The sequence below is a fragment of the Janthinobacterium sp. BJB304 genome (assembly GCF_002735765.1).
GTDB lineage: Bacteria > Pseudomonadota > Gammaproteobacteria > Burkholderiales > Burkholderiaceae_D > Janthinobacterium.
The window spans coordinates 105,785-129,123 of the sequence record NZ_PDZN01000004.1 but is presented as its reverse complement, the minus strand read 5'-3'; the positions used below and the strand labels follow the sequence as shown (position 1 = coordinate 129,123).

Here is a 23,339-nt window from a genome sequence, read left to right as displayed (position 1 = left end):
CCCGATCGTGGTATGGTTAGCGAATCCGGCGGCCCTTATGCGGCGCCGGAATTAGAAAAACAGCAAGATTATTAGGCTCATGTCAGAAAAAATCATCATGATGACGGAACGGCGACGGGCCGCTCCGGCCATCCCGGCCGCCCTGGAAGCGCCAACAGGCCTGCTGAACGATCAACTGGGCCGGCCCCTGCACGACTTGCGCATCTCGATCACCGACCGCTGCAATTTCCGTTGCGTGTACTGCATGCCCAAGGACGTGTTCGACAAGAACCACGTGTATCTGCCGCACACGGATTTGCTGTCGTTCGAGGAAATCACGCGCATCGCGCGCCTGTTCGTCGCGCATGGCGTGGAAAAGATCCGCCTGACGGGCGGCGAGCCGCTGCTGCGCAAGAATATCGAAAAGCTCATCGCCATGCTGGCCGCACTGCGCACGCCGTCGGGCCAGCCGCTGGACCTGACCCTGACGACCAACGGTTCCTTGCTGGCCAGAAAGGCGCAAGCCTTGAAGGATGCGGGCCTGAACCGCGTCACCGTGTCGCTCGATTCGCTCGACGACGCCACCTTCAAGCGCATGAACGACGTCGATTTCGCCGTGGCCGACGTGCTGCAAGGCATCGATGCCGCGCATGCGGCGGGTCTGGGACCGATCAAGATCAACATGGTCGTCAAGGCCGGCATGAACGAGCAGGAAATCGTGCCCATGGCGCGCCACTTCAAGGGCACGCCCTACATCTTGCGCTTCATCGAATACATGGACGTGGGCGCCTCGAACGGCTGGAACTTGCAGGAAGTCATCCCGTCGGCCGAGGTGGTGCGTCGTATCGGCGAACACATGCCCTTGCTGCCCATCGACCCGAACTACACGGGCGAGACGGCGGCGCGCTGGCGCTACGCCGATGGCGGCGGCGAAATCGGCCTCATTTCCAGCGTCACGCAAGCGTTCTGCGCCGACTGCAGCCGCGCCCGCCTCTCGACCGAAGGCAAGCTGTACACGTGTCTGTTCGCCAGCAGCGGCCACGACTTGCGCAGCCTGCTGCGCGGCGGCCACAGCGACGCGGAAATTTCCTCGGCCGTGGCGCAGCTGTGGCGCGGCCGCGGCGACCGCTATTCGCAATTGCGCACCAGCCAGACGGATTTGACGGGCGGCGCGCTTGAGCACGGTAAAAAGAAAGTGGAAATGTCGTACATCGGCGGCTGAATCGGGCGCGGCGCACGCCCGCCGCTGCTACCATGGCGCATGCACCCATTTTCCTACCTGACATGATCAACAAACACGACATTACCGGCCTGATCCTGGCCGGCGGCCTGGGCACGCGCATGGGCCAGCGCGACAAGGGCATGCTGCCCCTGCATGGCCAGCCCCTGGCGCGCCACGTGCTGCAGCGCCTGGCGCCGCAAGTGGGCCAGCTGGCCATCAGCGTCCACGCCGATGCAGGCGATTACGCGCGCTTCGGCCTGCCAGTCTGGCCGGACGTGCTGCCGGGCCAGCTGGGTCCGCTGGCAGGTTTACACAGCGGCATGCGGCACGCCGGCACGCCCTACCTGCTCACCGTGCCGTGCGATTCGCCCCTGCTGCCGCCCGACTTGGCCGCGCGCCTGGCCGCCGGCCTGGTCGAAAACGATGCCGACCTCGCCATCGCCGTCACCGAGGAAACCGATCCGGCGACGGGATCGGCCGTGCGCCGGCCGCACCCCGTCTTCTGTCTCGTCAAGACTGCCGCCCTGCCCCAGCTCGATGCCTACCTGCGCGGCGGCGAACGCCGCATGCGCACCTGGCACGGCCCCTTGAAGCTGGCCGAAGTGCTGTTCGAGGATGGCGCCGCGTTCGGCAACATCAATACCCCGGACGAGCTGGCCGCCTTGCAGGCGCGGGGATTGAGCGTGCCGATGGCGCAAGCCATCCTGGCCGACACCGTCGCGCCCGTGACCGGGATCGAGGAATTGCCGCTGCCGCAGGCGTTCGGGCGCATGCTGGCGGCCGACATCATCTCGCCCATCAGCGTGCCCGCGCACGACAATTCCGCCATGGATGGCTATGCGCTGCACGGTGCCGACCTGGGCGGCGGCACGCCAGTGACTTTGGTCGTGGTCGACACCATCCTGGCGGGCCGTCCCGGCACGGTCAAAGTGGAGCGCGGCCAATGCGCGCGCATCATGACGGGCGCCGTCATGCCCGACGGCTGCGACAGCGTGGTGCCGCAGGAACTGGTGCTGCAAGTCAATGAAACCAGCATCACGCTGGCGCCGGACAGCATCCGCCCCGGCGACAACCGCCGCTTCAAGGGCGAAGACTTGATGCAGGGCCAGCCGGCCTTGCTGCAAGGCAAGATACTCGGGCCGGCCGAACTGGGCTTGCTGGCCTCGCTGGGCATCGCCGCCGTCCCCGTGCGCCGCCGCCTGCGCGTGGCCTTCTTTTCCACGGGCGACGAATTGCGCTCGATCGGCGAGCCGCTCGATGCGGGCTGCATCTACGACAGCAACCGCTACACCCTGCTGGGCATGCTGACCCGCCTCGGCTGCGAGGTGCTCGACATGGGCATCGTCAAGGACAATCCGCAGGCGCTGGAAGCGGCCCTGCGCGGCGCCTGCGCCAAGGCCGACGTCATCATCACCTCGGGCGGCGTGTCCAGCGGCGCGGCCGATTTTACGCGCGACATCCTGGCCCGCCTCGGCGACGTGGCCTTCTGGCAGATCAACATGCGCCCGGGCCGCCCCATGGCCTTTGGCCGGATTGCCAGCGAGGGCGACACGGCCTTGCTGCTGGGCCTGCCCGGCAACCCCGTGGCCGTGATGGCGGCGTTTTATTTCCTCGCCCGCCCCACCCTGCTGCGCCTGATGGGCGCCGACGCGGACACGGACACGGCCAGCCTGCCCCTGCTGCAGGTGGCGGCGCAAGCGCCGATCCGCAAGAAACGGGGCCGCACGGAATACCAGCGCGGCATCGTCGAGCGCGGCGCGGACGGGCGCCAGCACGTGCGCGTGACGGGCGCACAAGGCTCGGGCATCCTGCGCTCGATGACGCAAGCCAATTGCATGATCGTGCTGCATGAAGCGCAAGGCCACGTGGCGGCCGGCGACCTCGTCGACGTTGTGCTGTTCCATGGCCTGATGTAAAGCAACTGCCCTCCCCCTCTCCTTGACGGCCCGCCCTGCGCGGGCCGTTTGCATTTCCCCTTCGCAATCAATTTTCTCCTGCGTGGCACACCTGCGCCTGCCGAGATAAAAATATTAATCATTTCTTGTCAAAATAAATCAATAAACACAACACTAATTGTAATAATTTCATTTATTAGTTGATATTGAAGTTTCTTCGGTGATAACATTCGAACTCACGCAAAAGTTCAATTTTGATATTGTTTTCACGAGGAAACTAACAATGAAACACGGCCCATGGTTGGCGAGCACCTGCATGCTGGGTGCGGCAGTCCTATTCGGCATGTTGTCTCTGGCTCCCCTGCCCGCGTATGCGAAAGGCGTGGCTCGCGCCGACGTGCTGGACAACTGCAACTGGAACCGTCCCGGCGTCGACCCGTTCATGGGTGACGTGGTGGCGGCCGTGGACCGCTATACGGATATCGCGCCGCCAGTGCGCGAACAATTGAAGGCGCGCATGCGCGCGCGCCAGTACGATGAGATCGTGGTGATCAGCCGCGACGCCATCCGCGGCAAGGGCAATTACAACGCGCGCATCAGCGACATGCATTTCGGCCCCGGCCGCGTCTGCCGCAACGTCACGCGTGCGGGCTGGAACGAGCAGATGCAGGAACGGGGCCTCGTGTATTGCGTGCAGGGCCAGTGCATCCTGGTGCCGACGATTTGCCGCAACGTCAGCCGCATCACGCAGGCGCCCGCGTCGGCGCCGCCGGCGGCCGGTGGTGCCGCTCCCGGCGGTGCAGCACCCGCTGCCGCCGCGCCCGCCGCCCCGGAAACGGCAGGCGTGCCCCTGATCGACAATCCCGACGCCTTGCGCGGCGGCTCGTTCACGGGCGGCGCCATGCCGCCCGAGGTGGCCAGCATTCCTTTCCTGCCCTTCGATTACGTGCGTACCGTCAGCGATATCGGCCCGCCGGCCGGCATGGGCGGTGGTGGTGGTGGTGGCGGAAGCGTGCCGCCGGACCGGGGCAGCAGCATCATCGTGCCGCCCACCGTGATCATCCCTAGCTTGCCACCGACGGTGCCGACCGTCTTGCCGGCCGTGCCGGAACCGCAAACCTGGGGCATGCTGCTGGCGGGACTGGCGCTGATCGGCTACAGCGCGCTGCGCCGCCGCACTGCGCGGGCGGCCTGAGGCGGCGCGCTACTCGCCGTCGCCGGCGCCGCCGTCCGCCTTACCCAGCAGCAAGGCGGCCGCCTCGCCCGGCAAGGCTTCCACGGATTTCAATTTGCGCGCCATCTGCCGGCTGCGCACTTCCGCGCTTTCGATATTCTTCGCCGCCTTTTCCAGGGTCAGCCGGGTTTGCGACAGCACGTCGCCGAACTTGCCGAACTCCGTCTTGACGGCGCCCAGCACTTGCCACACTTCGGACGAGCGCTTTTCCAGCGCCAGGGTGCGGAAACCCATCTGCAGACTGTTGAGCAAGGCCGTCAGGGTGGATGGCCCGGCAATGCTGACCCGGTGCACGCGCTGCAATTCGTCGGCCAGGCCCGGGCGGCGCAGCACTTCCGCATACAGGCCTTCCGTGGGCAGGAAGAGGATGGCGAAATCCGTCGTCAGCGGCGGCGCCAGGTATTTCTCGGCGATGGTTTTCGCTTCGCCCCGCACGGCCCGCTCCAGTTCGCGGCCGGCCAGGGCCACGGCGTCCGCATCGGCCCGCTCGGCCGCCTCGACCAGGCGCTCGTACTGTTCCTTGGGAAATTTCGCATCGATGGGCATCCACACGGGCGGACCGCCATCGACCATGCCCGGCAACTTCAGGGCGAATTCCACGCGCGCGCCGCTGCCCGGCAACGTTTCCACGTTCTTCGCGTACTGGTCGACAGTAAGTACCTGCTCCAGCAGCATTTCCAGCTGCACTTCGCCCCAGGTGCCGCGCGTCTTGACGTTGGTGAGCACCCGCTTCAAATCGCCCACGCCCAGCGCCAGCTGCTGCATCTCGCCGAGTCCCTGGTGGACTTTTTCCAGCCGCTCCGACACTTGCTGGAACGAGGCGGAAAGCCGCGTTTCCAGGGTGGCGTGCAGTTTCTCGTCGACCGTCTTGCGCATCTCTTCCAGCCGCGCGCCATTGTCGGCCTGCAAGTCGCGGATCTTGTTCTCCAGGGTGGCGCGCACTTCCAGCATGCGCTGCGCATTCGATTCCGTCAGCTGGGACAGGGTTTGATTCGTGCTCTCGGCAAAGCGCGCCAGGCTTTGCGCCTGTTCTTCGCGCCCGACTTTCCCCTGCGCCTGCATCTGCGTGCGCAGGCTGTCGAGCTGTTGCAGGGTCGCCGCCTGGAATTGCGCCAGGCCGGCGGCCAGGTCTTGCCGCGTGGCTTGCGCCGATGCCTGCAATTGCAGCCGCACTTCGCGCTCGACCCGGTCGATGCGTTCCAGGCTTTGCTGCTGGTGCTGCTGCACCAGCGCCAGGGTGGTGGCGCCATCGCCGGCCGCGCCACGGGGGCGCAGCAGCAGCAAGAACAACAGGACGATGGCGGCGATGGCGGCGCCCAGCAGGCTGTAGAACTCGATTGGGCTCATGGGATCAGTCAGCTTTGTTGCGCATCCAGTCGGCCGTCTGATAGAACGATTCCATCAGGCGCACGCGCAAGGATTCTTCGATGCCCGTGTCTTCCATGGCCCAGGCCATGGCGCGCAGCCACTGGTCGCGCTCGCTGGTGCCAATGGCGTAGGGCAAGTGACGGGCGCGCAGGCGCGGGTGGCCGAATTTCTCGATATACAAATCCGGGCCGCCCATCCAGCCCGTGAGGAAGAAATACAGCTTGTCGCGCGAGCCGTCGGTCGAGGGCGGATGCATGACGCGGATGCCGGCGAACTCGGGTTCGAGTTCCATCAAGTCATAAAAACGGTCGACCATTTCACGCAGCACGGGGGCGCCGCCGATGGTCTCGTACAGGGTGGGGGCAGTGGTATCAGTCATGGCCGCCATGATAGCGCAAGCATCGGCGCTCCATGCAGCGCCAGCGCTCCCTGCCGCAATAAATGGCAATATACTTGACTAATCAAGCTTTTATCAACTACTATGCAATTTTAAAAACAGGGACAAGACGAATATGCCAACCGCCACAGACACTGATTTGCTGCGCAATACCAACTTCCGCTGGCTGCTCGGCGGCGGACTCGTCTCCATGCTGGGCGATCAGTTCAGCCTGCTGGCCCTGCCCTGGCTCGTGCTGAGCCTGACGGGCGATAGCCTCAGCCTCGGTATCGCCGTGGCCCTGATGGGCGCACCGCGCGCCGTGCTCATCTTGCTGGGCGGCACCATCGCCGACCGTTATTCGCCCCGGCGCGTGCTGCTGCTGAGCAAATATGCGAACGCCGCCATCCTGCTGGCACTGTCGGGGCTGCTGGTGCTGGACCTGGGCAGCCTGGCGCTCGCGTATGCGGCCGCGCTGGCGCTCGGCGTCGCGTCCGCCTTCGGCATTCCGGCCGGCACGGCCATCCTGCCGCAAGCCGTGCCTGCAGCATCATTGCAGAAAGCCAATGGCTTGCAGATGGGTGTGCGCCAGTTGTCCTTGCTGGCCGGTCCGTTGCTGGCGGCGCTCGTGCTGGGTGCCCACGGTAACGGGCAGCACACCTCCATGGCGGCGCTGGCCGCCGCCTTCGCCATCGATGCGCTGACGTTTGTGTTTTCCGCGTGGACCTTGCGCCAAGTCAGGCTGCGGCCCCTGGCTGCGGCTGCGGCGCCGCAAGGCATGTGGCGCGACATGGCGGCGGGCCTGGCCATGGTGTGGCGCGACTTGCCCCTGCGCAGCTGCTATGCCTACTGGGCCGTGGTGGCCTTCTTCGTCATGGGTCCGCTGCAAGTCGCCTTGCCCGTGCTGGCCAACGAGCGCCTGCACGGCGCCGCGGCGCTGGGCATGCTGATGGGCGCGCACGGCGCCGGCACCCTGGCCGGGATGCTGGCGTCCAGCTTGGGCGGCGCCTGGCTGCGCCGCCATTTCGGCGCCACCCTGCTGGCCGCCGACGCCATCGTGGCTTGCCTGTTGATGGCGCTGGGACAGATCAGCAGCGCCTGGCACGGCGCGGCCCTGCTGGCCGTCACGGGAGTACTGGGCGGCTATGTGCAGGTGGCCATTTTTACCTGGATACAGCGGCGCGTGGCGCCCGCTATGCTGGGCCGGGCGATGGCTGTGTTCATGGGCATCTTCCTGGGACTGGCGCCCCTGTCGGCGGCGGCCACGGGTGCGCTGCTGCGCCACGTGAGCGTTGGCGAGCTGTTCTGCGCCGGCGGCGCCTTGCTGCTGGCCGCCGCCATCGCCGCCGCCCTGTTCACGGATATTGCTCACATCGCAAGCACCGATTACGTCACCCAAGCTTAAGGAAATCACAACATGGATAAAACACAGCAAGCAGCCTTGAAAGCAGCTTACCGGCAACAAGCGCCCGCGCTGGGCATCATCGCGCTGCGCCACCTGCCCAGCGGATGCACCTTGCTCGAACGCAGCCGCAACGCGCCCGGCACGCTGAACCGCCACCGCTTCGAACTGAACCTGGGCAAGCACCGCAATGCCGCGCTGCAGGCCGACTGGCGGCGCGATGGCGCCGCGGCTTTCCGCTTCGACATCATCGACACCGTCGATCAATCCGCCGATCCCGCCTTCGATGCGGACGCCGAGCTGGACGCCCTGCTGGCGCTGCACCAGGCGCAGCTGCTGGAACAGGGACAAGCACGCTATTGAGCGGCCATGCTTTATACTTGCGCACTCACGCACTGCGCAGCAAATGAAAAGGATGTCATGACCGAACACACTCTCCCGACGCCGGACGGCGGCGGCGCGCTGGACTTTTGCCTGCGCCTGGCGCGCGCCCAGGCGCTCATCGTGCGCCGCTTCGACAGCATCCTGGGCAATCTGCACGGCCTGAGCTTCAGCGATTACCAATTGCTGTACCACTTGCAGCGCGCGCCCGGCGGACGCCTGCGCCGCATCGACCTGGCCGAGCGCCTGGCGCTGACGGCATCCGGCATCACGCGCTCGCTGATGCCGCTGGAAAAAATTGGCCTGGTGGCGCGCCAGGCCGATGCACGCGATGCGCGCGTCGGCTACGCCGCCATCACCGAAGCGGGACTGGCATTGCTGGCGCACGCGCATACGACGGCACAGGCGCTGGGCCAGGAATTGCTGGGCAATGCCAGCGCGGACCAGCTGGCGCCCCTGTCCATGCTGCTGGGCACGATCGCCGGCAACCAGCCCGCGAACGGCTGACGCGCGCTACACCAGCGCCAGCTTGCGCAGGCGCCGCGTCGATGGCCAGCGCGCCATGCCCGTCTCGTCGCGGATGGCGGCGCAGGCGGCCAGCACCCTTGCGCACTCGTCCTCGCGCAAGCCCGCATTCAGGGTCAGGCGCACCAGCGAACGGTTCTTCGGTGTGGCCGGCGCGCAAAAGACGGCGCCGTAGATGCCGTGCCGTTCCAGCGCCTTGCGCAGGATCAAGGTATCGGGTTCGCTGCCCGCTTCCAGCGCGATGATCTGCTCGGTGCCGTCGCTGACGTTGTAGCCGAGATCCGTCAACCCCTGGCGCAGCTGCACGCTGTGGCGGTGCAGCGCGGCGCGGCGGCCATCGGCGGCGCGGATGAAGTCGAGCGCCGCATCGAACCACGCCAGCTCGTGTTCGAGCAGGCAGGAACTGAAGATGGCGGGCCGCGAAGCGGACAAAAAATATCCCTTGAAACGGGCCGAACAGGTAATCAGCCCCGCCCGCCCCGCGAACGCCTTGGCCAGCGACGCCGTGCGGAAATGCACGCGCTCGGCCAGGCCCAGCTCCGCCACCAGCCCCGCGCCCTGCGGGCCGTGCGTGCCCAGTGAGTGCGACTCGTCGACGATCAGCATGCTGCCGCTGCGTTCGGCAATTTCCACCATGTCCAGCAGCGGCGCCACGCTGCCGTTGGTGCTGTACAGCGCATCGACGATGATGATGCCGGGGCCATGCTTGTCGAGCTGGCGCTGCAGGTGGGCGCCATCGTTGTGCAGGAAAGCGACGGGCACGGCTTGCGCCGATTGCACGCCTTCCCACAACGACGCATGCGCCTGCATGTCCAGATACACGGGAATGCCGGGGCCGGCCAGGCTTTGCAGCAAGCCCACGTTGGCGGCCCAGCCCGACTGCGCCAGCACGCACGCCTCGCTGCCGAGAAAATCCGCCAGCTTGTGTTCCAGCCGGTGCTGGCGGCTGCCTTCCTGCAGGAACACGGACGACATCAGCATGGCGCCGCCGCCCTGCAAGACGCGCGCCTGGGCCGCCAGCAGCGCCGCCTCGCCGGCGATGTTCAGGTAATCATTACCTGCCAGCATGACCGCACCGGCCGGCACGGCTTGCCATTCATGCAGGTGTTCGCCGCCGAGCAGCTTCTCGATGCGCTCGACATAGTGCTCATCCATGCGCGCGCGCACGAAGGCGGGCATCCGTTGCTCGGCATGGATGGCGCGGGACGACAGAGGGGAAAGGGCGTGTGACATAGGGACTCCTGATTGGTTGCGGTGGGAACTACCGCGTCCAACATGCGCGAGTCATCCGGCAAGAGTTTGATACAGCTCAACAGTTGTGCCGATATTGTGCTGATACAGAGGGAACCCGCCGATCATGTTGCATTGATAAGCCTCAACGAACACGCCCCCCTGATCATGATGCATGCGCAGTCCCCTTCCGGAAAACGGTGGCAAGGCAAGCTGCTCCAGCCTTTCCTGCATTTCCACGACGCCATCGAACACACGCCCGTGCGGCGTGCGCAGGTGCGCACCCTGGCGCTCATCGGTGCACTGGGCATGCCCCTGTACTACGCGCTGTGGCATTACTTCTTTCCGCAAGAATACGAATCGCCGCTGCTGCGCACGGTGGCGGCGCTGCTGTTCCTGCCCGCGCTGTGGCCCGGCCGCTTCAGCAATACCTGGTTCAGCGTCTACCTGTTCCTGGGGCTGACCTTCGAACTGCCGTTTTTCTTTACATATATGTTCCTGATGAACCACGCCTCGACGCTGTGGATGCATTCACTGCTGGTGGCGCTGGTCGTGCTGTTTCACTTCGATACGCGCATCGCCGTGCTGGCCTACCTGGGCGGCACCCTGCTGGCTTGCCTGGCGTTTGCCGTGGCCGGCGATCCCGCCTTCCTGCTCAGCCGCGACGTCTTGCAGCAATTGCCCGTGCACTGGTTCACGATTGCCGTGCTGTCCGTCGTCAAGGTGGGCCGCAACGTGGGCGCGCAGGAGAAACTGGCCGGGCTGGCGGCCGGCCTGGGCAGCGTGGCGCACGAATTGCGCACGCCCCTCGTCAGCGTCGAGGCAAACGTGCGCGGCCTGCAGCGCGGCCTGCAGCAAAACCTGCAAGGGCAGCCGCCGGACGAGGCCAGCCGGGAAGCGCTGGCGCGCATCCAGTTCGAAGTGCGCCATATGCACCACATGATCGATCTGTTCCTGCTCAGCGCCAGCGCCGTCAACCGCAAGCTCGAAGCCAACGAGGCGGTGGCCATGCACGACAGCGTGACGGCCGTGCTGCGCCGCTACCCATTTACCAGCACGGCCCAGCGCGACATCGTCAAGGTCGACGTGCGCGCCGATTTCACGTTTCCCGGCCAGTCGGAACTGTGCGTGGTCATCCTGCTGAACCTGCTGCGCAATGCCTTGAAAAGCATCCACCGCGCCGGCAAGGGAAGAGTGCGCATCATCATCGATGGCGCCCATCCCGTGCCGCGCCTGCTGTTCATCGACACGGGCTGCGGCATCGCCACCAGCCGCTTGCCGCTGATCTTCGACCGCTTCTATTCGTATCCCTCGCATAACGGCAGCGGCATCGGCCTGGCCCTGTGCCGGCAAATCATGCAAGCCTGGCAGGCACGCATCCGCTGCGTCGCGCGCGAAGGCGCCTACGCCATCTTCGTGCTGGAATTTCCCCAGCCCCTGCCCGTGCCCACGCACAACCGTTTTCCATCCATCCACCGCGCGAGGTGACGCATGCAACTGCCCGTCTACACCCATCCGACCCTGACCGTATTGATCGACGACAGCGATTCCTTCCTGAAAAGCCTGGCGTTCCAGCTCGATCCCGGCCTGGCGCGCAAGACTTTCCACGACACGAGCAGCGCGCTGCACTGGCTGCGCCAGAGTACGCAGCCGGGCGAGACGCCGCTGCACGTCAATTTCGACACGCAAAACCTGCCGCCCGACCAGTGCAACGTGGCGCTCGACATCGAACGCATCTGGCGCATCAGCGGCCAGGCGCAGCGCTTTGCCGTGCCTTCCGTGCTGGTGGTCGATTATTCGATGCCGCAGATGAATGGCCTGGAATTCTGCCAGGCCGTGCGCGACTTGCCGTGCAAGAAGATTCTATTTACGGGCGCGGCCGATGAAAAGGTGGCCGTGACGGCCTTCAACCGGGGCTTGATCGACCGCTACATCAAGAAGAGCGACGACGATGCGCTCGACATCCTGGAACAGGAAATCGTTGCCCTGCAGCGCGAATTCTTCCTGCAGCAATCGGAAACCGTGCGCGATCTGCTGATGCTGCACGACTACAGTTTCCTGCAAGACGAGGCGCTGGCCGCCGTCGTGCACGAGCTGTGCCAGCGCCACGGCTTCGTCGAGTTTTATATTTTCCCCAATCCCAGCGGCATCCTGTTCTTCACGCGCGACGGCCACGCCAAGCTGATGATCATCGAGACGGAACGCAGCCTGCACACGCAGTATGAAATGGCGCGCGACAGCGACGCGCCCGAGTCATTGCTGCTGGCCCTGCTGGAAATGCGCGTGATTCCCTACTTTTCCGACGCCGACAGCGACGGCATGTACGCAGCGCAGATAGGCGAGAACTGGTTTCGCTACTGCGCCGCGCCCACCATCTGCCTGGGCGGCGTGACCTATTTCTGGGCCCTGTTCGACGTGCCGGCGCACCAGCTGGGACAACCGGTGATGTCCTACGCGCAATTTCTACGCGCGGGCGCGGGCGACGGCGTCAGTGTTTAGCCTTCCCTTAAGGTCTGTAGCGGCGGATGTTTCAGGACATTGCGCAAGCCCAGCCAGCCGCCGGCGATCGCGCACAGGGCGCCGGCCAGCAGGCCAAAGGCCCACACGCCCGGCGCGAAGCTCCAGGCGAACTTGAACTGGTACGTCGCCAGCGCCCAGCCCATGGCCGCCGCGCCCGATGCCGCCAGCAAGCCGGCCAGCGCGCCGACGAGGGAAAACTCGATCAGCTGCGCCTGCGCCAGCTGGCGCCGCGTGGCGCCCAGGGCGCGCAGCAGTCCCGCTTCGCGCGTGCGCTCGTCCTGCGAGCCCATCAAGGCCGCATACAGCACCAGCAAGCCCGAGGCCAAGGTAAAGGCAAACAGGAATTCGACGGCCGTCACCACCTGGTCCAGCACGCCCTGGATTTGTTTGAGCACGCCGCCCACATCGACCACCGTCAAATTCGGATAGTCGCGCAGCAGGGCGTTGCCCAGGTCCGCCTGCGCAGGCGGCAGGTGGAAGGCCGTGATCCACGTCTGCGGCGTGTCCGCCATGGCGGCCGGATTGATGATGACAAAGAAATTGACGCGCATCGAACCCCATTCCAGCTTGCGCAGACTCGTGATCGCCGCTTCGACGCTCTGGCCGGCGATGTCGAAGCGCAGCTTGTCGCCCAGCTTCAGCTTCAATGTCTTGGCGATGCCCTCCTCCACCGACGCTTCCGCCGGCGCGCCGGGCTTGTCGCTGAACCACTTGCCGGCCACGAGCTTGTTTTCTTCCTGCATCGTGGCCATCGTCGACAGATTGAATTCGCGGTCGGCCAGGCCCTTGGCGCGGTCATCCTCGTACGTGCTTTCCGTGATGGCGTTGCCGTTCACGGCCACCAGGCGCCCGCGTATCATCGGATACAAAGGCGCATTGGCCACGCCCGCCTGCGCCAGGCGCGCGGCGATCGGGTCCTTCTGCTCGGGCAGGATATTGATCATGAAGCGGTTCGGCGCATCGGGCGGCGTGGCGTTGCGCCAGGCCACCATCAGGTCGCCGCGCACCACCGTCAGCAGCAGCAAGGCCATCAGGCCCAAGGCCAGCGACACCACCTGGATGACGGTGGCGCCCGGGCGGCGCTGCAATGACGTGACGGCAAAGCGCCAGCCCTGATGCTTGAAGGCGCCGCGCAGGCTTTTCAGCGACTTGATGCCCAGCCAGCCGGCCAGGCCGAACAGCGCGAAGCCGCCGAGGAAGCCGGCCGCCGTCAGCAAGGCCAGTTTCACGTCGCCCGCCTGCCACAACAGCAGCACGACGAAGGCGGCAATGCCGAGGCCGTAGGTGGCCAGGGCCAGCGCCTGCGGCGGCTCCTGTTCGCGGCGGATCACGCGGTTGTGCGGGACATTGCGCAACTGCAAAATCGGCGGCAGGGCAAAGCCCAGCAACAGCAGCATGCCGGTTGCCACGCCCTGCAGCGCGGGCAGCATGGAGACGGGCGGCAAGTCGCTCTGCACGAGCTTGCCCAGCAACTCCAGCAGCACCAGGTGGCCGCCGAAGCCCACCAGCACGCCGATCACGCTGCCCACCAGGCCCACCAATAAAAATTCGATCACGTACATGGCCGTGACCTGGTTTTGCGTCAAGCCCAGGCAGCGCAGCATGGCGCAGGCGTCGAGGTGCCGCAGCATGAAGCGGCGCGCCGCCATGGCCACGGCGACGGCCGCCAGCATGGCCGACAGCAGGCCGACGAGGGACAGAAAACGGTCGGCGCGGTCCAGGGTCGATTGCATCTGCGGGCTGCCCGATTCCAGCGATTCGATGCGCACGCCTTTTATTGACTGCGCCTTGATCTGGCTTTCCAGCGAGGTTTGATATTGCGCAAGCTCGGCCGCCTTGGCGGGCGGCGCCGACAGCAGCAGCCGGTACGACACGCGCGAGCCGTTCTGCACCAGCGCCGTGGCGGCCAGGTCGCTCAAGGGCAGCATCACCCTCGGGGCGAAATTGAGGAACGATGCGCCGCGGTCCGGTTCGCTGGCGATCAGTTGCGTGACGGTAAAGGCCTTGTCGCCCAAGGTCAGGGTGTCGCCCAGCTTCGCGTTCAGGCTGGACAGGATCGCCGCATCGACCCACAGGGTACCCGGTGCGGGCACTTGGTCCGTCGGCTGGCCCACGGCATCCTGCGCTTCGCTCGCTTTGGTCGTGATTTTCAGCTTGCCCCGCTGCGGGTAGCCGGGCGAGACGGCCTTGATGGACGCCAGTTGCGACAGCGATCGCTCGCCCTCGCCCGCCTGCGCCATGCTGGGGAACGTCACCGTGTCGGCCAGGATAAAACCGCGCTTCTGCGCTTCGGCGCGCCAGGCCGCATTGACGGGCTGGTCGGCGCTGATGACGAGGTCGGCCCCCAGCAGCTGGTGCGCGTCGCGGTTCAGGCCCGCGCGCAGGCGGTCGACGAAGAAGCCGACGGCCGACAGGGCCGCCACGGCGACGATCAGCGCGACGAGCAGGAAACGCAGTTGCCCGGCGCGCCAGTCGCGGCCGGTCATTTTCAGGGAGAGGCGGAACATGGGCGGCGGGTCTTTATGCGAGTTGGTTGTGATGCGTTATTGCGCGATGCCGTGGGCGGCCACGTGCTGGGCGAAATACGCATCGACGGTGGCAAGAAACGCATCTTTTTGCGCCTGCGGCAGGAAGGCGGCGATGAAACCGTTGCGCGCCAGGCGCTGCGCGTGCGACAGGCCCAGCGGCAGCGCGTCGAAGATGGCGTCGAAATTGTCGTTCATGTAGCCGCCGAAATAGGCGGGATCGTCCGAGTTCACCGTCACCAGCAGACCCGCGTCGAGCAGTTGCACCAGGTTATGGTCATGCATCTGGTCGAACACGCGCAGCTTGGTGTTCGACAGGGGGCAGACGGTGAGCGCGATCTGTTCGCGCGCCAGGCGGGCCGTCAGTTCCGCGTCTTCCAGGCAGCGTACGCCATGGTCGATGCGTTCGACTTTCAAGTCGTCAAGCGCCGTGCGGATGTAGGCCGGCGGGCCTTCCTCGCCCGCGTGGGCCACCAGATGCAGGCCCAGCTCGCGGCAACGGGCAAATACGCGCGTGAACTTCTCGGGCGGGTTGCCCACTTCCGACGAGTCGAGGCCGATGCCGATGAACTTGTCGCGGTGCGGCAGCGCATCTTCCAGGGTCTCGAACGCCTCTGCCTCGCTCAGGTGGCGCAGGAAGCACAGGATCAGGGCTGCGCTGACGGGGCTGTCCTGGCAGGCACGGTGGATGCCGTTGATCACGTCGGCCATCGGCACGCCGCGCGCCGTATGCGTTTGCGGGTCGAAGAAGATTTCCGTGTGCAACACGTTATCGGCTTCGGCGCGGCGCAGGTAGGCTTGCGTCATGTCATAGAAATCCTGCTCTTTCAAGAGCACGCTTGCGCCAGCGTAATAAATGTCGAGAAAAGACTGTAAATCCGTAAAAGCATAGGCGCTGCGCAAGTGTTCCACAGATTCATAGCCCAGCGGCACGCCATTGCGCTCGGCCAGTGCGAAAATCAGTTCTGGCTCCAGCGAGCCTTCGATATGGATATGCAATTCGGCTTTCGGCATGCCGCGGACGATCGCGCGCAATTGGGGGTTCATCATGGGTGTTCCTTATAGGGTGGCGATAAAAATGCTGGCACGCGCGCGCGGCGCGCAGGGCCATCAGACATGCAGGCATCTTAGCGCAAGATGGCCGGCCTCACCGGCGCCCGACCGCCGTGGCGCCGGCAACGGCAGCGCCACGGCACGCACCGGCACGCGCTGGCGAATTGTCGTATGATGATTTAAAAGGGACAAAAAGGTTCATTGAAATGGATGAAAAATTTGATGGTTTATCCAATTAAATCAACAATTTACAAACAAGTATTAAGGATATGCTGACATATCTTTTGACTTCCTGATCCTTTAGAGCAATAATAAATTTCATGGGGTAATGGTAGGTGCAACAAGCGCTATCAACAGTGAAAAAAAAGCCGGCTGGCCACGTCAGCGCACGGCATCAAGCGCCAGTTTTTTGGTCCGGGCAATCCGGACTCGCAAAGACAGCCGGGCTTGAAACAACAATAAAAATCGGTACGGGGTACAGGAAAAGTTCAGACGGCAAGCCCAGGCGAGTGCCAGGCGGGCGGCCATGGTGACTGGCAGTTCAGGTTTACATTAAAGGACATTGACATGACCATTTTTGATAACTATGCAGCACGCTACGAGCGTACCCGCGAAGAGGAAATGTCGCTCACCGAGTACCTGGCCCTGTGCAAGAAGGACAAGCTGACGTATGCCAGCGCGCCCGAACGCATGCTGGCCGCCATCGGCGAGCCGCAGCTGGTCGACACGCGCAACGACACGCGCTTGTCGCGCATCTTCGCCAACAAGGTGATCAAGATCTATCCCGCCTTCCGCGAGTTCTACGGCACCGAGGAAGTCATCGAGCAGGTCGTCTCGTATTTCCGCCACGCGGCGCAAGGCCTGGAAGAACGCAAGCAGATCCTGTACTTGCTGGGGCCCGTCGGCGGCGGCAAGTCGTCGATCGCGGAAAAACTCAAGTCGCTGATGGAACATGTGCCCTTCTATTGCCTGAAAGGCTCGCCCGTCAACGAATCGCCGCTGGGCCTGTTCAACGAGGAAGAGGACGGCACCATCCTGGAAGAGGATTACGGCATCCCGCGCCGCTACCTGCGCAACATCCCCAGCCCGTGGGCCGTGAAACGCTTGCATGAATACAATGGCGATATCAACCAGTTCCGCGTCGTCAAGCGCTACCCGTCCGTGCTGAAGCAGATCGCCATCTCGAAAACGGAGCCGGGCGACGAAAACAACCAGGATATTTCCTCGCTGGTGGGCAAGGTCGACATCCGCAAGCTGGAAGACTATGCGCAGGACGACCCCGATGCCTACAGCTATTCGGGCGGCCTGTGCCTGGCCAACCAGGGCTTGATGGAATTCGTGGAAATGTTCAAGGCGCCGATCAAAGTGCTGCATCCGCTGCTGACGGCCACGCAGGAAGGCAACTACAAGGGCACGGAAGGCTTCGGCGCGATACCGTTCGACGGCATCATCCTCGCCCACTCGAACGAGTCGGAATGGAAGACCTTTAAAAACAACCGCAACAACGAGGCGTTTCTTGACCGTATCTATATCGTCAAGGTGCCGTACTGCCTGCGCGTGTCCGATGAAATCAAGATCTACGACAAGCTGGTGGCCAATTCCTCGCTGGTGAAAGCCCCGTGCGCGCCCGGCACCCTGCGCATGATGGCGCAGTTCGCCATCCTGTCGCGCCTGAAAGACCCGGAAAACTCGAGCATTTTCTCGAAGATGCTCGTCTACGATGGCGAAAACCTCAAGGATACGGACCCGAAAGCCAAGTCCATGCACGAATACGTCGATTACGCGGGCGTGGACGAGGGCATGAACGGGCTGTCGACGCGCTTTGCCTTCAAGATCCTGTCGAAAGTGTTCAACTTTGACAATTCCGAAGTAGCCGCCAATCCCGTGCACTTATTATATGTACTGGAACAGCAGGTCGAGCGCGAGCAGTTCGCGCCGGAACTCGAGCAGCGCTACTTCTCCTATATTAAAGAGCACCTGGCGCAGCGCTACGTGGAATTCATCGGCAAGGAGATCCAGACGGCGTACCTGGAAAGCTATTCGGAATACGGGCAGAATATTTTCGACCGCTATGTGACGTTCGCCGATTTCTGGATACAGGACCAGGAATACCGCGATCCGGACACGGGCGAAAGTTTTGATCGCGAATCGCTGAACAATGAGCTGGAAAAGATCGAGAAGCCGGCGGGCATTTCCAATCCGAAGGATTTCCGCAACGAAATCGTCAACTTCGGGCTGCGTGCGCGGGCCTCGAACGGCGGCAAGAATCCCGCCTGGACCAGTTATGAAAAGTTCCGCACGGTGATCGAAAAGAAAATGTTTTCGAATACGGAGGAATTGCTGCCCGTGATTTCCTTCAATGCCAAGGCCAGCGCCGACGATGCCAACAAGCACGCCGACTTCGTGGCCCGCATGGTGGAAAAAGGCTATACGGCCAAGCAGGTACGCCTGTTATGCGAATGGTACTTGCGAGTACGCAAGTCATCCTAGCGCGGACAGCGGAGGCGCGCTCCGGCCTGACGACCGGCGGGGCGCGCAAGACGAGAAGCAAGGAGGCACCCTTTGACATACCTTATCGACAGGCGCTTGCAAAGCAAGAATAAATCCGCCGTCAACCGCGAGCGTTTCCTGCGGCGTTACAAGGGCCAGATCAAGGATGCCGTGGGGCGCGCCATCAAGGGGCGCTCGATCACGGACGTCGAGAATGGCGAGAAGGTCAGCATCCCCGTCAAGGACGTGGGCGAACCGTCGTTTGGCCACGCGCATGGCGGCGTGTGGGAAGTGGTCAATCCCGGCAACAAGGAATACCTGAAAGGCGACCAGATCGCCCGGCCGAAAGGCGGCGGTGGCGGCGGGCGGGGCAAAGCGGGCAATAGCGACGAGACGACGGAAGACGATTTCATCTTCGAATTGTCGCGCGAAGAATTCATGAATTATTTCTTCGAAGACTTGGAATTGCCGCACATGGTGAAAACCCAGCTGACGGCCACCACGGAATTCAAGAACCAGCGCGCCGGCTACAATATGTCGGGCACCCCATCGAACATCCACGTGCTGCGCTCCCTGCGCGGCGCGCTGGGCCGGCGCATCGCCGTCGGCGGCGGCGCCCGCAAGCAACTGGCGCAGGCCGAGGAAGACCTGGCCGTCCTGCTGCACGAAGGGGCGCCCGACAGCGACCCGCTCGTCACGGAACTGCGCCGCCTGATCCACCACCTGCACACGCGCCTGCTGGCGATTCCCTTCATCGACCCGTTCGACTTGCGCTACAGCAACCGCATCAAGGTACCCAAGCCGATGACGCAAGCCGTGATGTTCTGCATCATGGACGTCTCCGGCTCCATGGACGAATCGCGCAAGGACACGGCCAAGCGCTTCTTCATCCTGTTATATCTGTTCCTCAAGCGCGTCTACGACAAGATCGAGGTGGTCTTCATCCGCCACCATACGGCCGCGTCGGAAGTCAACGAGCATGAATTCTTCAATTCGCGCGAGTCCGGCGGCACCGTCGTGTCGTCCGCGCTGCACTTGCTCAACACCATCATCGACGAACGCTATGGCGCCGGGCAATGGAACAGCTATGTCGCGCAGGCGTCCGATGGCGACAATTGGGACAACGATTCCATGCTGTGCCGCCAGTTGCTGATCAATACCATCATGCCCAAGGTGCAGTACTACACCTATGTCGAGATCACCGACGGCCCGCAGCAAAACCTGTGGGAGCAGTATGCGGGCGTGCTCGACCATCACGCCCATTTCGCCATGCAAAAGATCGTCACGCCGGCCGATATCTACCCGGTCTTCCGCGAACTGTTCAAGAAACAGGTGAAATGATGAGTGCAGCCTTTGACCGCGCCAGCAATACTCCGGGCGAACCGTTCGTGCGCCTGCGCCACCCGAACGCCCTGCCCGAGCAGTCGGAATGGACGTTCGAGCTGATCGAGCAAATCCACGAGGAAATCCGCCGCGTAGCGAAACAGTTTGGCCTCGACACCTATCCGAACCAGCTGGAAATCATTACGGCCGAACAGATGATGGATGCCTACACCTCGGTCGGCATGCCCGTCTCCTACAACCATTGGTCGTTCGGCAAGCATTTTTTATCTACCGAGAAAAGCTACAAGCGGGGCCAGATGGGCCTGGCCTACGAGATCGTCATCAACTCGAACCCGTGCATCGCCTATTTAATGGAGGAAAACAGCCTGACCATGCAGTCGCTGGTGATCGCGCATGCGGCCTACGGCCATAACTCCTTCTTCAAGGGCAATTACCTGTTCCGCGCCTGGACGGATGCGGATGCCATCATCGACTATATGGTGTTTGCCAAGAATTACATCGCCGAATGCGAGCAGCGCCATGGCGTCGATGCCGTGGAATTGCTGCTCGACTCGTGCCACGCCATCCAGAACTATGGCGTGGACCGCTACAAGCGCCCGGCGAAACTGTCGATGGCGAAGGAATATGCGCGCCAGAAAGAGCGCGAAGCCTATGTGCAGTCGCAGATCAACCAGCTGTGGCGCACCCTGCCCCGGCGCGACGAAGACGAAGACGAGGATGACCAGCGCAAGGCCGCCCCACGCTTTCCGCCCGAACCCGAGGAAAACCTGCTGTACTTTATCGAGAAGTACGCGCCGCTGCTGGAACCGTGGCAGCGCGAGATGGTGCGCATCGTGCGCAAGATTTCCCAGTATTTCTATCCGCAGCGGCAAACCCAGGTCATGAACGAAGGCTGGGCCACCTTCTGGCATTACACGATATTGAACCAGCTCTACGACGAAGGCGTGGTGGGCGATGGCTTCATGATGGAATTTCTGAAAAGCCATACCAACGTGGTCTACCAGCCGCCCATCGACAGCCCGTATTACAGCGGCATCAACCCGTATGCGCTGGGTTTTGCCATGATGAGCGACATCCGCCGCATCTGCGAGCACCCGACGGACGAAGACCGCGCCTGGTTCCCCGACATGGCCGGCAGCGACTGGCGCAAGAGCCTGGACTTTGCCATGCGCAATTTCAAGGATGAAAGCTTCATCGCCCAGTATTTATCGCCGCGGCTGATCCGCGAATTCCATTTCTTTGCCGTCCTCGACGACGACAAGAATGAAAAGCTGGCCATTTCCGCCATCCACGACGATGCCGGCTACCGCTACGTGCGCCAGCAGCTGGCCGAACAGTACAACCTGGGCAACCGCGAGCCGAACATCCAGGTGTGGTCCGTCAATACGCGCGACGACCGCGCATTGACCTTGCGCCACACGCAGTTCCAGCGCCGCCCGCTGAACCAGCAGGCGGCCGAGGTGCTCAAGCACGTGGCGCGGCTGTGGGGCTTCGATGTCCACCTCGATACGGTCGACCCGCAGGGCGTCGTCCTGGGTACTCTGAATTGCCGGCGGGAAAAACGCAACCGGCGCGACGACCCTGCCGTCCGGCCATGAAATGATTTATTGATAATAATCAATGGCAAGAATATAAGCGTTTCCTATGCCTACATAGGAATTCCGTATGGCCTGGCGGCGTCAAAAGGGCCGCCGGGACCGCCTTTTTTGACCTGGATAAAGTCCCTTCCGCACCCGTTTGGTGCGCGCGCGCCGCTAAGTGGTCTGGTTCCGAGCTAAAACATTTCCCAAAAGAAAGATTTTCCTCCAAATTTAGCGGTTTCCATATTGAATATCACGAAATATAATTCCGCCAGATGGGCACATCGGAGAACTTAGCAGTGGTAGCCCAAAACGGCTGTAAAAAACCGATAAGACCGCCTTTTTTTATGTCCGAAAGCGTGCAAAGATGACATAAGCAAGTACGTTTTCAGGGCGCAAAAGCGCCAAAAATTTAACCGGTTTTAGGCGTTAAAAATCTGTGTAAAATAAAGAATTCGTATGTATAATTCGGCGACGTCCCGGATACGGCTGGAGCTTTGTGTCGTCATTTTGGGGTTCAGTTGCAAGACAAGAGATGGTATTTGGAGAAAGCAGGCATGAATTTTTCGAACGAGAAAAGTCCCAAGAACTACACAGGCATCACTATCGTTGTCCTGCTGCACGTTCTCGCGGCTTACGGGATCGTGACGGGCTTGGGCAAGCGGTTGGTCACCAAAATGATGGAACCGGTTGAAACCAAGATTATCGAGGAAGTCAAACCGCCTCCACCGAAGGATCTTCCACCGCCACCACCGCCGCCAGAAATGAAAGCGCCACCGCCGCCATTCATTCCGCCAGTCGAGGTGAACGTGCAGCAGCCGCCACCACAGCAGAACGTGATTGCAAATACGACTGCCGTGAAGCCAGCCACGAATGTATTGGCACCGCCAGCACCGCCTGCACAGCCTGCGCCAACTCCTGGACCAGCCAAATCGGTGCGTACGCCGGCCGTGGTTGACTTCAGTGTCTGCGAAAAGCCGGCTTATCCAAAGTCGTCGCAGCGCAATGAGGAAACCGGTGTGGTGACACTGTCGTTCCTGATCGGTGTAGACGGCAAGGTCGCTGATTCGAAGATCGTGAAGTCCAGCGGCTTCAGAGACCTGGACAAAGCCGCAGTGCAAGGTATTAGCCGCTGTACATTTAAGCCGGCAACAGTTGACGGCAAGCCGGAACAAGGCTGGCAGCAAATGCAATACGTTTGGTCGCTGGATTAAAACCCGAGGCAGTTATCCCCTGTCTCACACTATGATTTCGTTGTCATTACGTTCAGCGATCTGTTATTTTTAATTTTGGAGGAAGCATGTTTAAGAATACCCGTTTGTCCGCATTTTTTGCCGCGGTTCTGTTGTCCGTTACCGCTACTACCGCTCTGGTAGCAGCTCCGGCATTCGCTGACGCGCCAGCATCGGCTGCCGCTTCGGCTCCAGCGGCAGACGCTGCAGCAGCACCAGCACCAGCTGCTGACGCAGCAGCTCCAGCCGCTGACGCAGCAGCTCCAGCCAAAACCGAAGAAGTCCACAACCCGTTCGGCCTGCAAGCAGTGTGGGACGGCGGCTTCGTGCCACGCGCCACCCTGATCATCCTGGCCATCATGTCGATCGGCAGCTGGTACATCATCATCACCAAGCTGATGGATCAAATGAAGATCTTCAAGCAAGCGAAAGAAACCGCTGCCAAATTCTGGAAAGCTCCTTCGATCGCTGCTGGTTCGGCAACCCTGACCGAAGGCTCGCCATTCCGCTTCATCGCTGAATCGGGCACCAAGGCAACGGCTCACCATGACGGCGCCCTGCTGGAACAAATCGATCTGTCGACCTGGGTGACGATGTCGATCCAGCGCGCTTCGGACAAAGTCCAGTCGCGTCTGCAAGATGGCCTGTCGTTCCTGGCAACCGTTGGTTCGACCGCACCGTTTATCGGTCTGTTCGGTACCGTTTGGGGTATTTATGGCGCGCTGACCAACATCGGCATGACCGGTAACGCGTCGATCGATAAAGTTGCAGGTCCAGTTGGTGAAGCACTGATCATGACCGCTTTCGGTCTGCTGGTCGCCGTTCCTGCCGTTCTGGGTTACAACTGGCTGGTGCGTCGTAACAAAACCGCAATGGAAGACGTACGCTCGTTCAGCGCCGACGTTCACTCGGTACTGATCTCCGGCGCAATGTCGACCAGCGAAGCTGGCCGTGCTGCCGGCGCTAAAAAGATCGGATAAGAA

At 62.8% G+C, this 23,339-nt stretch carries 18 protein-coding genes; 13 read left to right on the top strand and 5 right to left on the bottom strand.

All coding sequences use genetic code 11. The features are described from left to right. Positions 1 to 79 precede the first annotated feature (79 nt). From moaA to CSQ95_RS29610, 3 genes are all read left to right on the top strand, one after another. On the top strand, positions 80 to 1,201 hold the full coding sequence (gene moaA, locus CSQ95_RS06290; RefSeq protein WP_099408893.1) for a GTP 3',8-cyclase MoaA: 1,122 nt from the start codon (positions 80 to 82) through the stop codon (positions 1,199 to 1,201). Positions 1,202 to 1,263: 62 nt separating this feature from the next. Beyond that, complete coding sequence (glp, locus tag CSQ95_RS06285; RefSeq protein ID WP_257217967.1) at positions 1,264 to 3,117, top strand: gephyrin-like molybdotransferase Glp; 1,854 nt, start codon at positions 1,264 to 1,266, stop codon at positions 3,115 to 3,117. Between the two features lie 262 nt (positions 3,118 to 3,379). Beyond that, the gene (locus tag CSQ95_RS29610) at positions 3,380 to 4,291 is read left to right on the top strand and encodes an MHFG family PEP-CTERM protein (protein ID WP_257217966.1); all 912 of its coding nucleotides are present in this window, start codon (positions 3,380 to 3,382) and stop codon (positions 4,289 to 4,291) included. Between the two features lie 9 nt (positions 4,292 to 4,300). Here the strand turns inward: CSQ95_RS29610 and rmuC are convergent, their stop codons facing one another. Both rmuC and CSQ95_RS06265 read right to left on the bottom strand, forming a co-directional pair. Continuing rightward, positions 4,301 to 5,677 carry a DNA recombination protein RmuC gene (gene rmuC / locus CSQ95_RS06270; RefSeq protein ID WP_099408889.1) on the bottom strand — a complete coding sequence of 459 codons (1,377 nt, stop codon included), beginning with the start codon at positions 5,675 to 5,677 and terminating at the stop codon, positions 4,301 to 4,303. A 4-nt stretch (positions 5,678 to 5,681) separates the two neighbouring features. Beyond that, the gene (locus tag CSQ95_RS06265) at positions 5,682 to 6,077 is read right to left on the bottom strand and encodes a group II truncated hemoglobin (RefSeq protein ID WP_070289162.1); all 396 of its coding nucleotides are present in this window, start codon (positions 6,075 to 6,077) and stop codon (positions 5,682 to 5,684) included. A 133-nt stretch (positions 6,078 to 6,210) separates the two neighbouring features. On the opposite strand from CSQ95_RS06265, the gene CSQ95_RS06260 reads away from it, so the two are divergent. From CSQ95_RS06260 to CSQ95_RS06250, 3 genes are read left to right on the top strand one after another with little or no spacing between them, the layout of a single operon-like run. Next, entirely contained in the window at positions 6,211 to 7,479 is a 1,269-nt protein-coding gene (locus CSQ95_RS06260; RefSeq protein WP_099408888.1) for an MFS transporter, read from the top strand. Positions 7,480 to 7,491: 12 nt separating this feature from the next. Beyond that, a complete protein-coding gene (locus tag CSQ95_RS06255; RefSeq protein WP_070312151.1) occupies positions 7,492 to 7,839 on the top strand; it encodes a GIY-YIG nuclease family protein in 348 nt (115 codons plus the stop codon). Positions 7,840 to 7,896: 57 nt separating this feature from the next. Further along, a complete protein-coding gene (locus tag CSQ95_RS06250) occupies positions 7,897 to 8,364 on the top strand; it encodes a MarR family winged helix-turn-helix transcriptional regulator (RefSeq protein ID WP_070312152.1) in 468 nt (155 codons plus the stop codon). A gap of 6 nt (positions 8,365 to 8,370) precedes the next feature. Here CSQ95_RS06250 and cqsA read toward each other — a convergent pair whose 3' ends face one another. Beyond that, a complete protein-coding gene (cqsA, locus tag CSQ95_RS06245; protein ID WP_070224548.1) occupies positions 8,371 to 9,615 on the bottom strand; it encodes an alpha-hydroxyketone-type quorum-sensing autoinducer synthase in 1,245 nt (414 codons plus the stop codon). 132 nt (positions 9,616 to 9,747) lie between these two features. Between cqsA and CSQ95_RS06240 the strand changes: the two genes are divergently transcribed. Both CSQ95_RS06240 and CSQ95_RS06235 read left to right on the top strand, forming a co-directional pair. Continuing rightward, positions 9,748 to 11,100 carry a HAMP domain-containing sensor histidine kinase gene (locus CSQ95_RS06240; RefSeq protein WP_257217965.1) on the top strand — a complete coding sequence of 451 codons (1,353 nt, stop codon included), beginning with the start codon at positions 9,748 to 9,750 and terminating at the stop codon, positions 11,098 to 11,100. A gap of 3 nt (positions 11,101 to 11,103) precedes the next feature. Beyond that, a complete protein-coding gene (locus CSQ95_RS06235; RefSeq protein ID WP_099408887.1) occupies positions 11,104 to 12,111 on the top strand; it encodes a response regulator in 1,008 nt (335 codons plus the stop codon). Here the strand turns inward: CSQ95_RS06235 and CSQ95_RS06230 are convergent. Then, entirely contained in the window at positions 12,108 to 14,639 is a 2,532-nt protein-coding gene (locus CSQ95_RS06230) for an ABC transporter permease (protein ID WP_099408886.1), read from the bottom strand. The genes CSQ95_RS06235 and CSQ95_RS06230 overlap by 4 nt on opposite strands. 36 nt (positions 14,640 to 14,675) lie before the next feature. Further along, positions 14,676 to 15,707: an adenosine deaminase gene (locus tag CSQ95_RS06225; RefSeq protein WP_099408885.1), complete on the bottom strand. Its 1,032-nt coding sequence runs from the start codon at positions 15,705 to 15,707 to the stop codon at positions 14,676 to 14,678. 570 nt (positions 15,708 to 16,277) lie between these two features. On the opposite strand from CSQ95_RS06225, the gene CSQ95_RS06220 reads away from it, so the two are divergent. The 5 genes from CSQ95_RS06220 (at position 16,278) to CSQ95_RS06195 (ending at position 23,336) form a co-directional block, all read left to right on the top strand. Continuing rightward, entirely contained in the window at positions 16,278 to 18,200 is a 1,923-nt protein-coding gene (locus tag CSQ95_RS06220; RefSeq protein WP_034754154.1) for a PrkA family serine protein kinase, read from the top strand. Positions 18,201 to 18,272: 72 nt separating this feature from the next. Then, positions 18,273 to 19,541: a YeaH/YhbH family protein gene (locus tag CSQ95_RS06215; protein WP_099408884.1), complete on the top strand. Its 1,269-nt coding sequence runs from the start codon at positions 18,273 to 18,275 to the stop codon at positions 19,539 to 19,541. Continuing rightward, entirely contained in the window at positions 19,541 to 21,142 is a 1,602-nt protein-coding gene (locus CSQ95_RS06210; RefSeq protein ID WP_099408986.1) for a SpoVR family protein, read from the top strand. Before CSQ95_RS06215 ends, CSQ95_RS06210 begins: the two co-directional genes overlap by 1 nt. Before the next feature lie 539 nt (positions 21,143 to 21,681). Further along, positions 21,682 to 22,338, top strand: coding sequence for an energy transducer TonB (locus CSQ95_RS06205; RefSeq protein WP_034754161.1), 657 nt, complete (start codon positions 21,682 to 21,684; stop codon positions 22,336 to 22,338). A gap of 86 nt (positions 22,339 to 22,424) precedes the next feature. Then, on the top strand, positions 22,425 to 23,336 hold the full coding sequence (locus CSQ95_RS06195) for a MotA/TolQ/ExbB proton channel family protein (protein ID WP_180278970.1): 912 nt from the start codon (positions 22,425 to 22,427) through the stop codon (positions 23,334 to 23,336). Positions 23,337 to 23,339 lie beyond the last annotated feature (3 nt).

Bases quoted from the DNA above. Each gene is read 5' to 3' on its own strand.
- CSQ95_RS06195 (WP_180278970.1), top strand. From the start codon at position 22,425: ATGTTTAAGAATACCCGTTTGTCCGCATTTTTTGCCGCGGTTCTGTTG.
- CSQ95_RS06220 (WP_034754154.1), top strand. From the start codon at position 16,278: ATGACCATTTTTGATAACTATGCAGCACGCTACGAGCGTACCCGCGAA.
- CSQ95_RS06250 (WP_070312152.1), top strand. From the start codon at position 7,897: ATGACCGAACACACTCTCCCGACGCCGGACGGCGGCGGCGCGCTGGAC.
- CSQ95_RS06265 (WP_070289162.1), bottom strand. From the start codon at position 6,077: ATGACTGATACCACTGCCCCCACCCTGTACGAGACCATCGGCGGCGCC.
- cqsA (WP_070224548.1), bottom strand. From the start codon at position 9,615: ATGTCACACGCCCTTTCCCCTCTGTCGTCCCGCGCCATCCATGCCGAG.
- CSQ95_RS06210 (WP_099408986.1), top strand. From the start codon at position 19,541: ATGAGTGCAGCCTTTGACCGCGCCAGCAATACTCCGGGCGAACCGTTC.
- rmuC (WP_099408889.1), bottom strand. From the start codon at position 5,677: ATGAGCCCAATCGAGTTCTACAGCCTGCTGGGCGCCGCCATCGCCGCC.
- CSQ95_RS06260 (WP_099408888.1), top strand. From the start codon at position 6,211: ATGCCAACCGCCACAGACACTGATTTGCTGCGCAATACCAACTTCCGC.
- CSQ95_RS06235 (WP_099408887.1), top strand. From the start codon at position 11,104: ATGCAACTGCCCGTCTACACCCATCCGACCCTGACCGTATTGATCGAC.
- CSQ95_RS06225 (WP_099408885.1), bottom strand. From the start codon at position 15,707: ATGATGAACCCCCAATTGCGCGCGATCGTCCGCGGCATGCCGAAAGCC.
- CSQ95_RS06230 (WP_099408886.1), bottom strand. From the start codon at position 14,639: ATGTTCCGCCTCTCCCTGAAAATGACCGGCCGCGACTGGCGCGCCGGG.
- CSQ95_RS29610 (WP_257217966.1), top strand. From the start codon at position 3,380: ATGAAACACGGCCCATGGTTGGCGAGCACCTGCATGCTGGGTGCGGCA.
- CSQ95_RS06205 (WP_034754161.1), top strand. From the start codon at position 21,682: ATGAATTTTTCGAACGAGAAAAGTCCCAAGAACTACACAGGCATCACT.
- CSQ95_RS06255 (WP_070312151.1), top strand. From the start codon at position 7,492: ATGGATAAAACACAGCAAGCAGCCTTGAAAGCAGCTTACCGGCAACAA.
- moaA (WP_099408893.1), top strand. From the start codon at position 80: ATGTCAGAAAAAATCATCATGATGACGGAACGGCGACGGGCCGCTCCG.
- glp (WP_257217967.1), top strand. From the start codon at position 1,264: ATGATCAACAAACACGACATTACCGGCCTGATCCTGGCCGGCGGCCTG.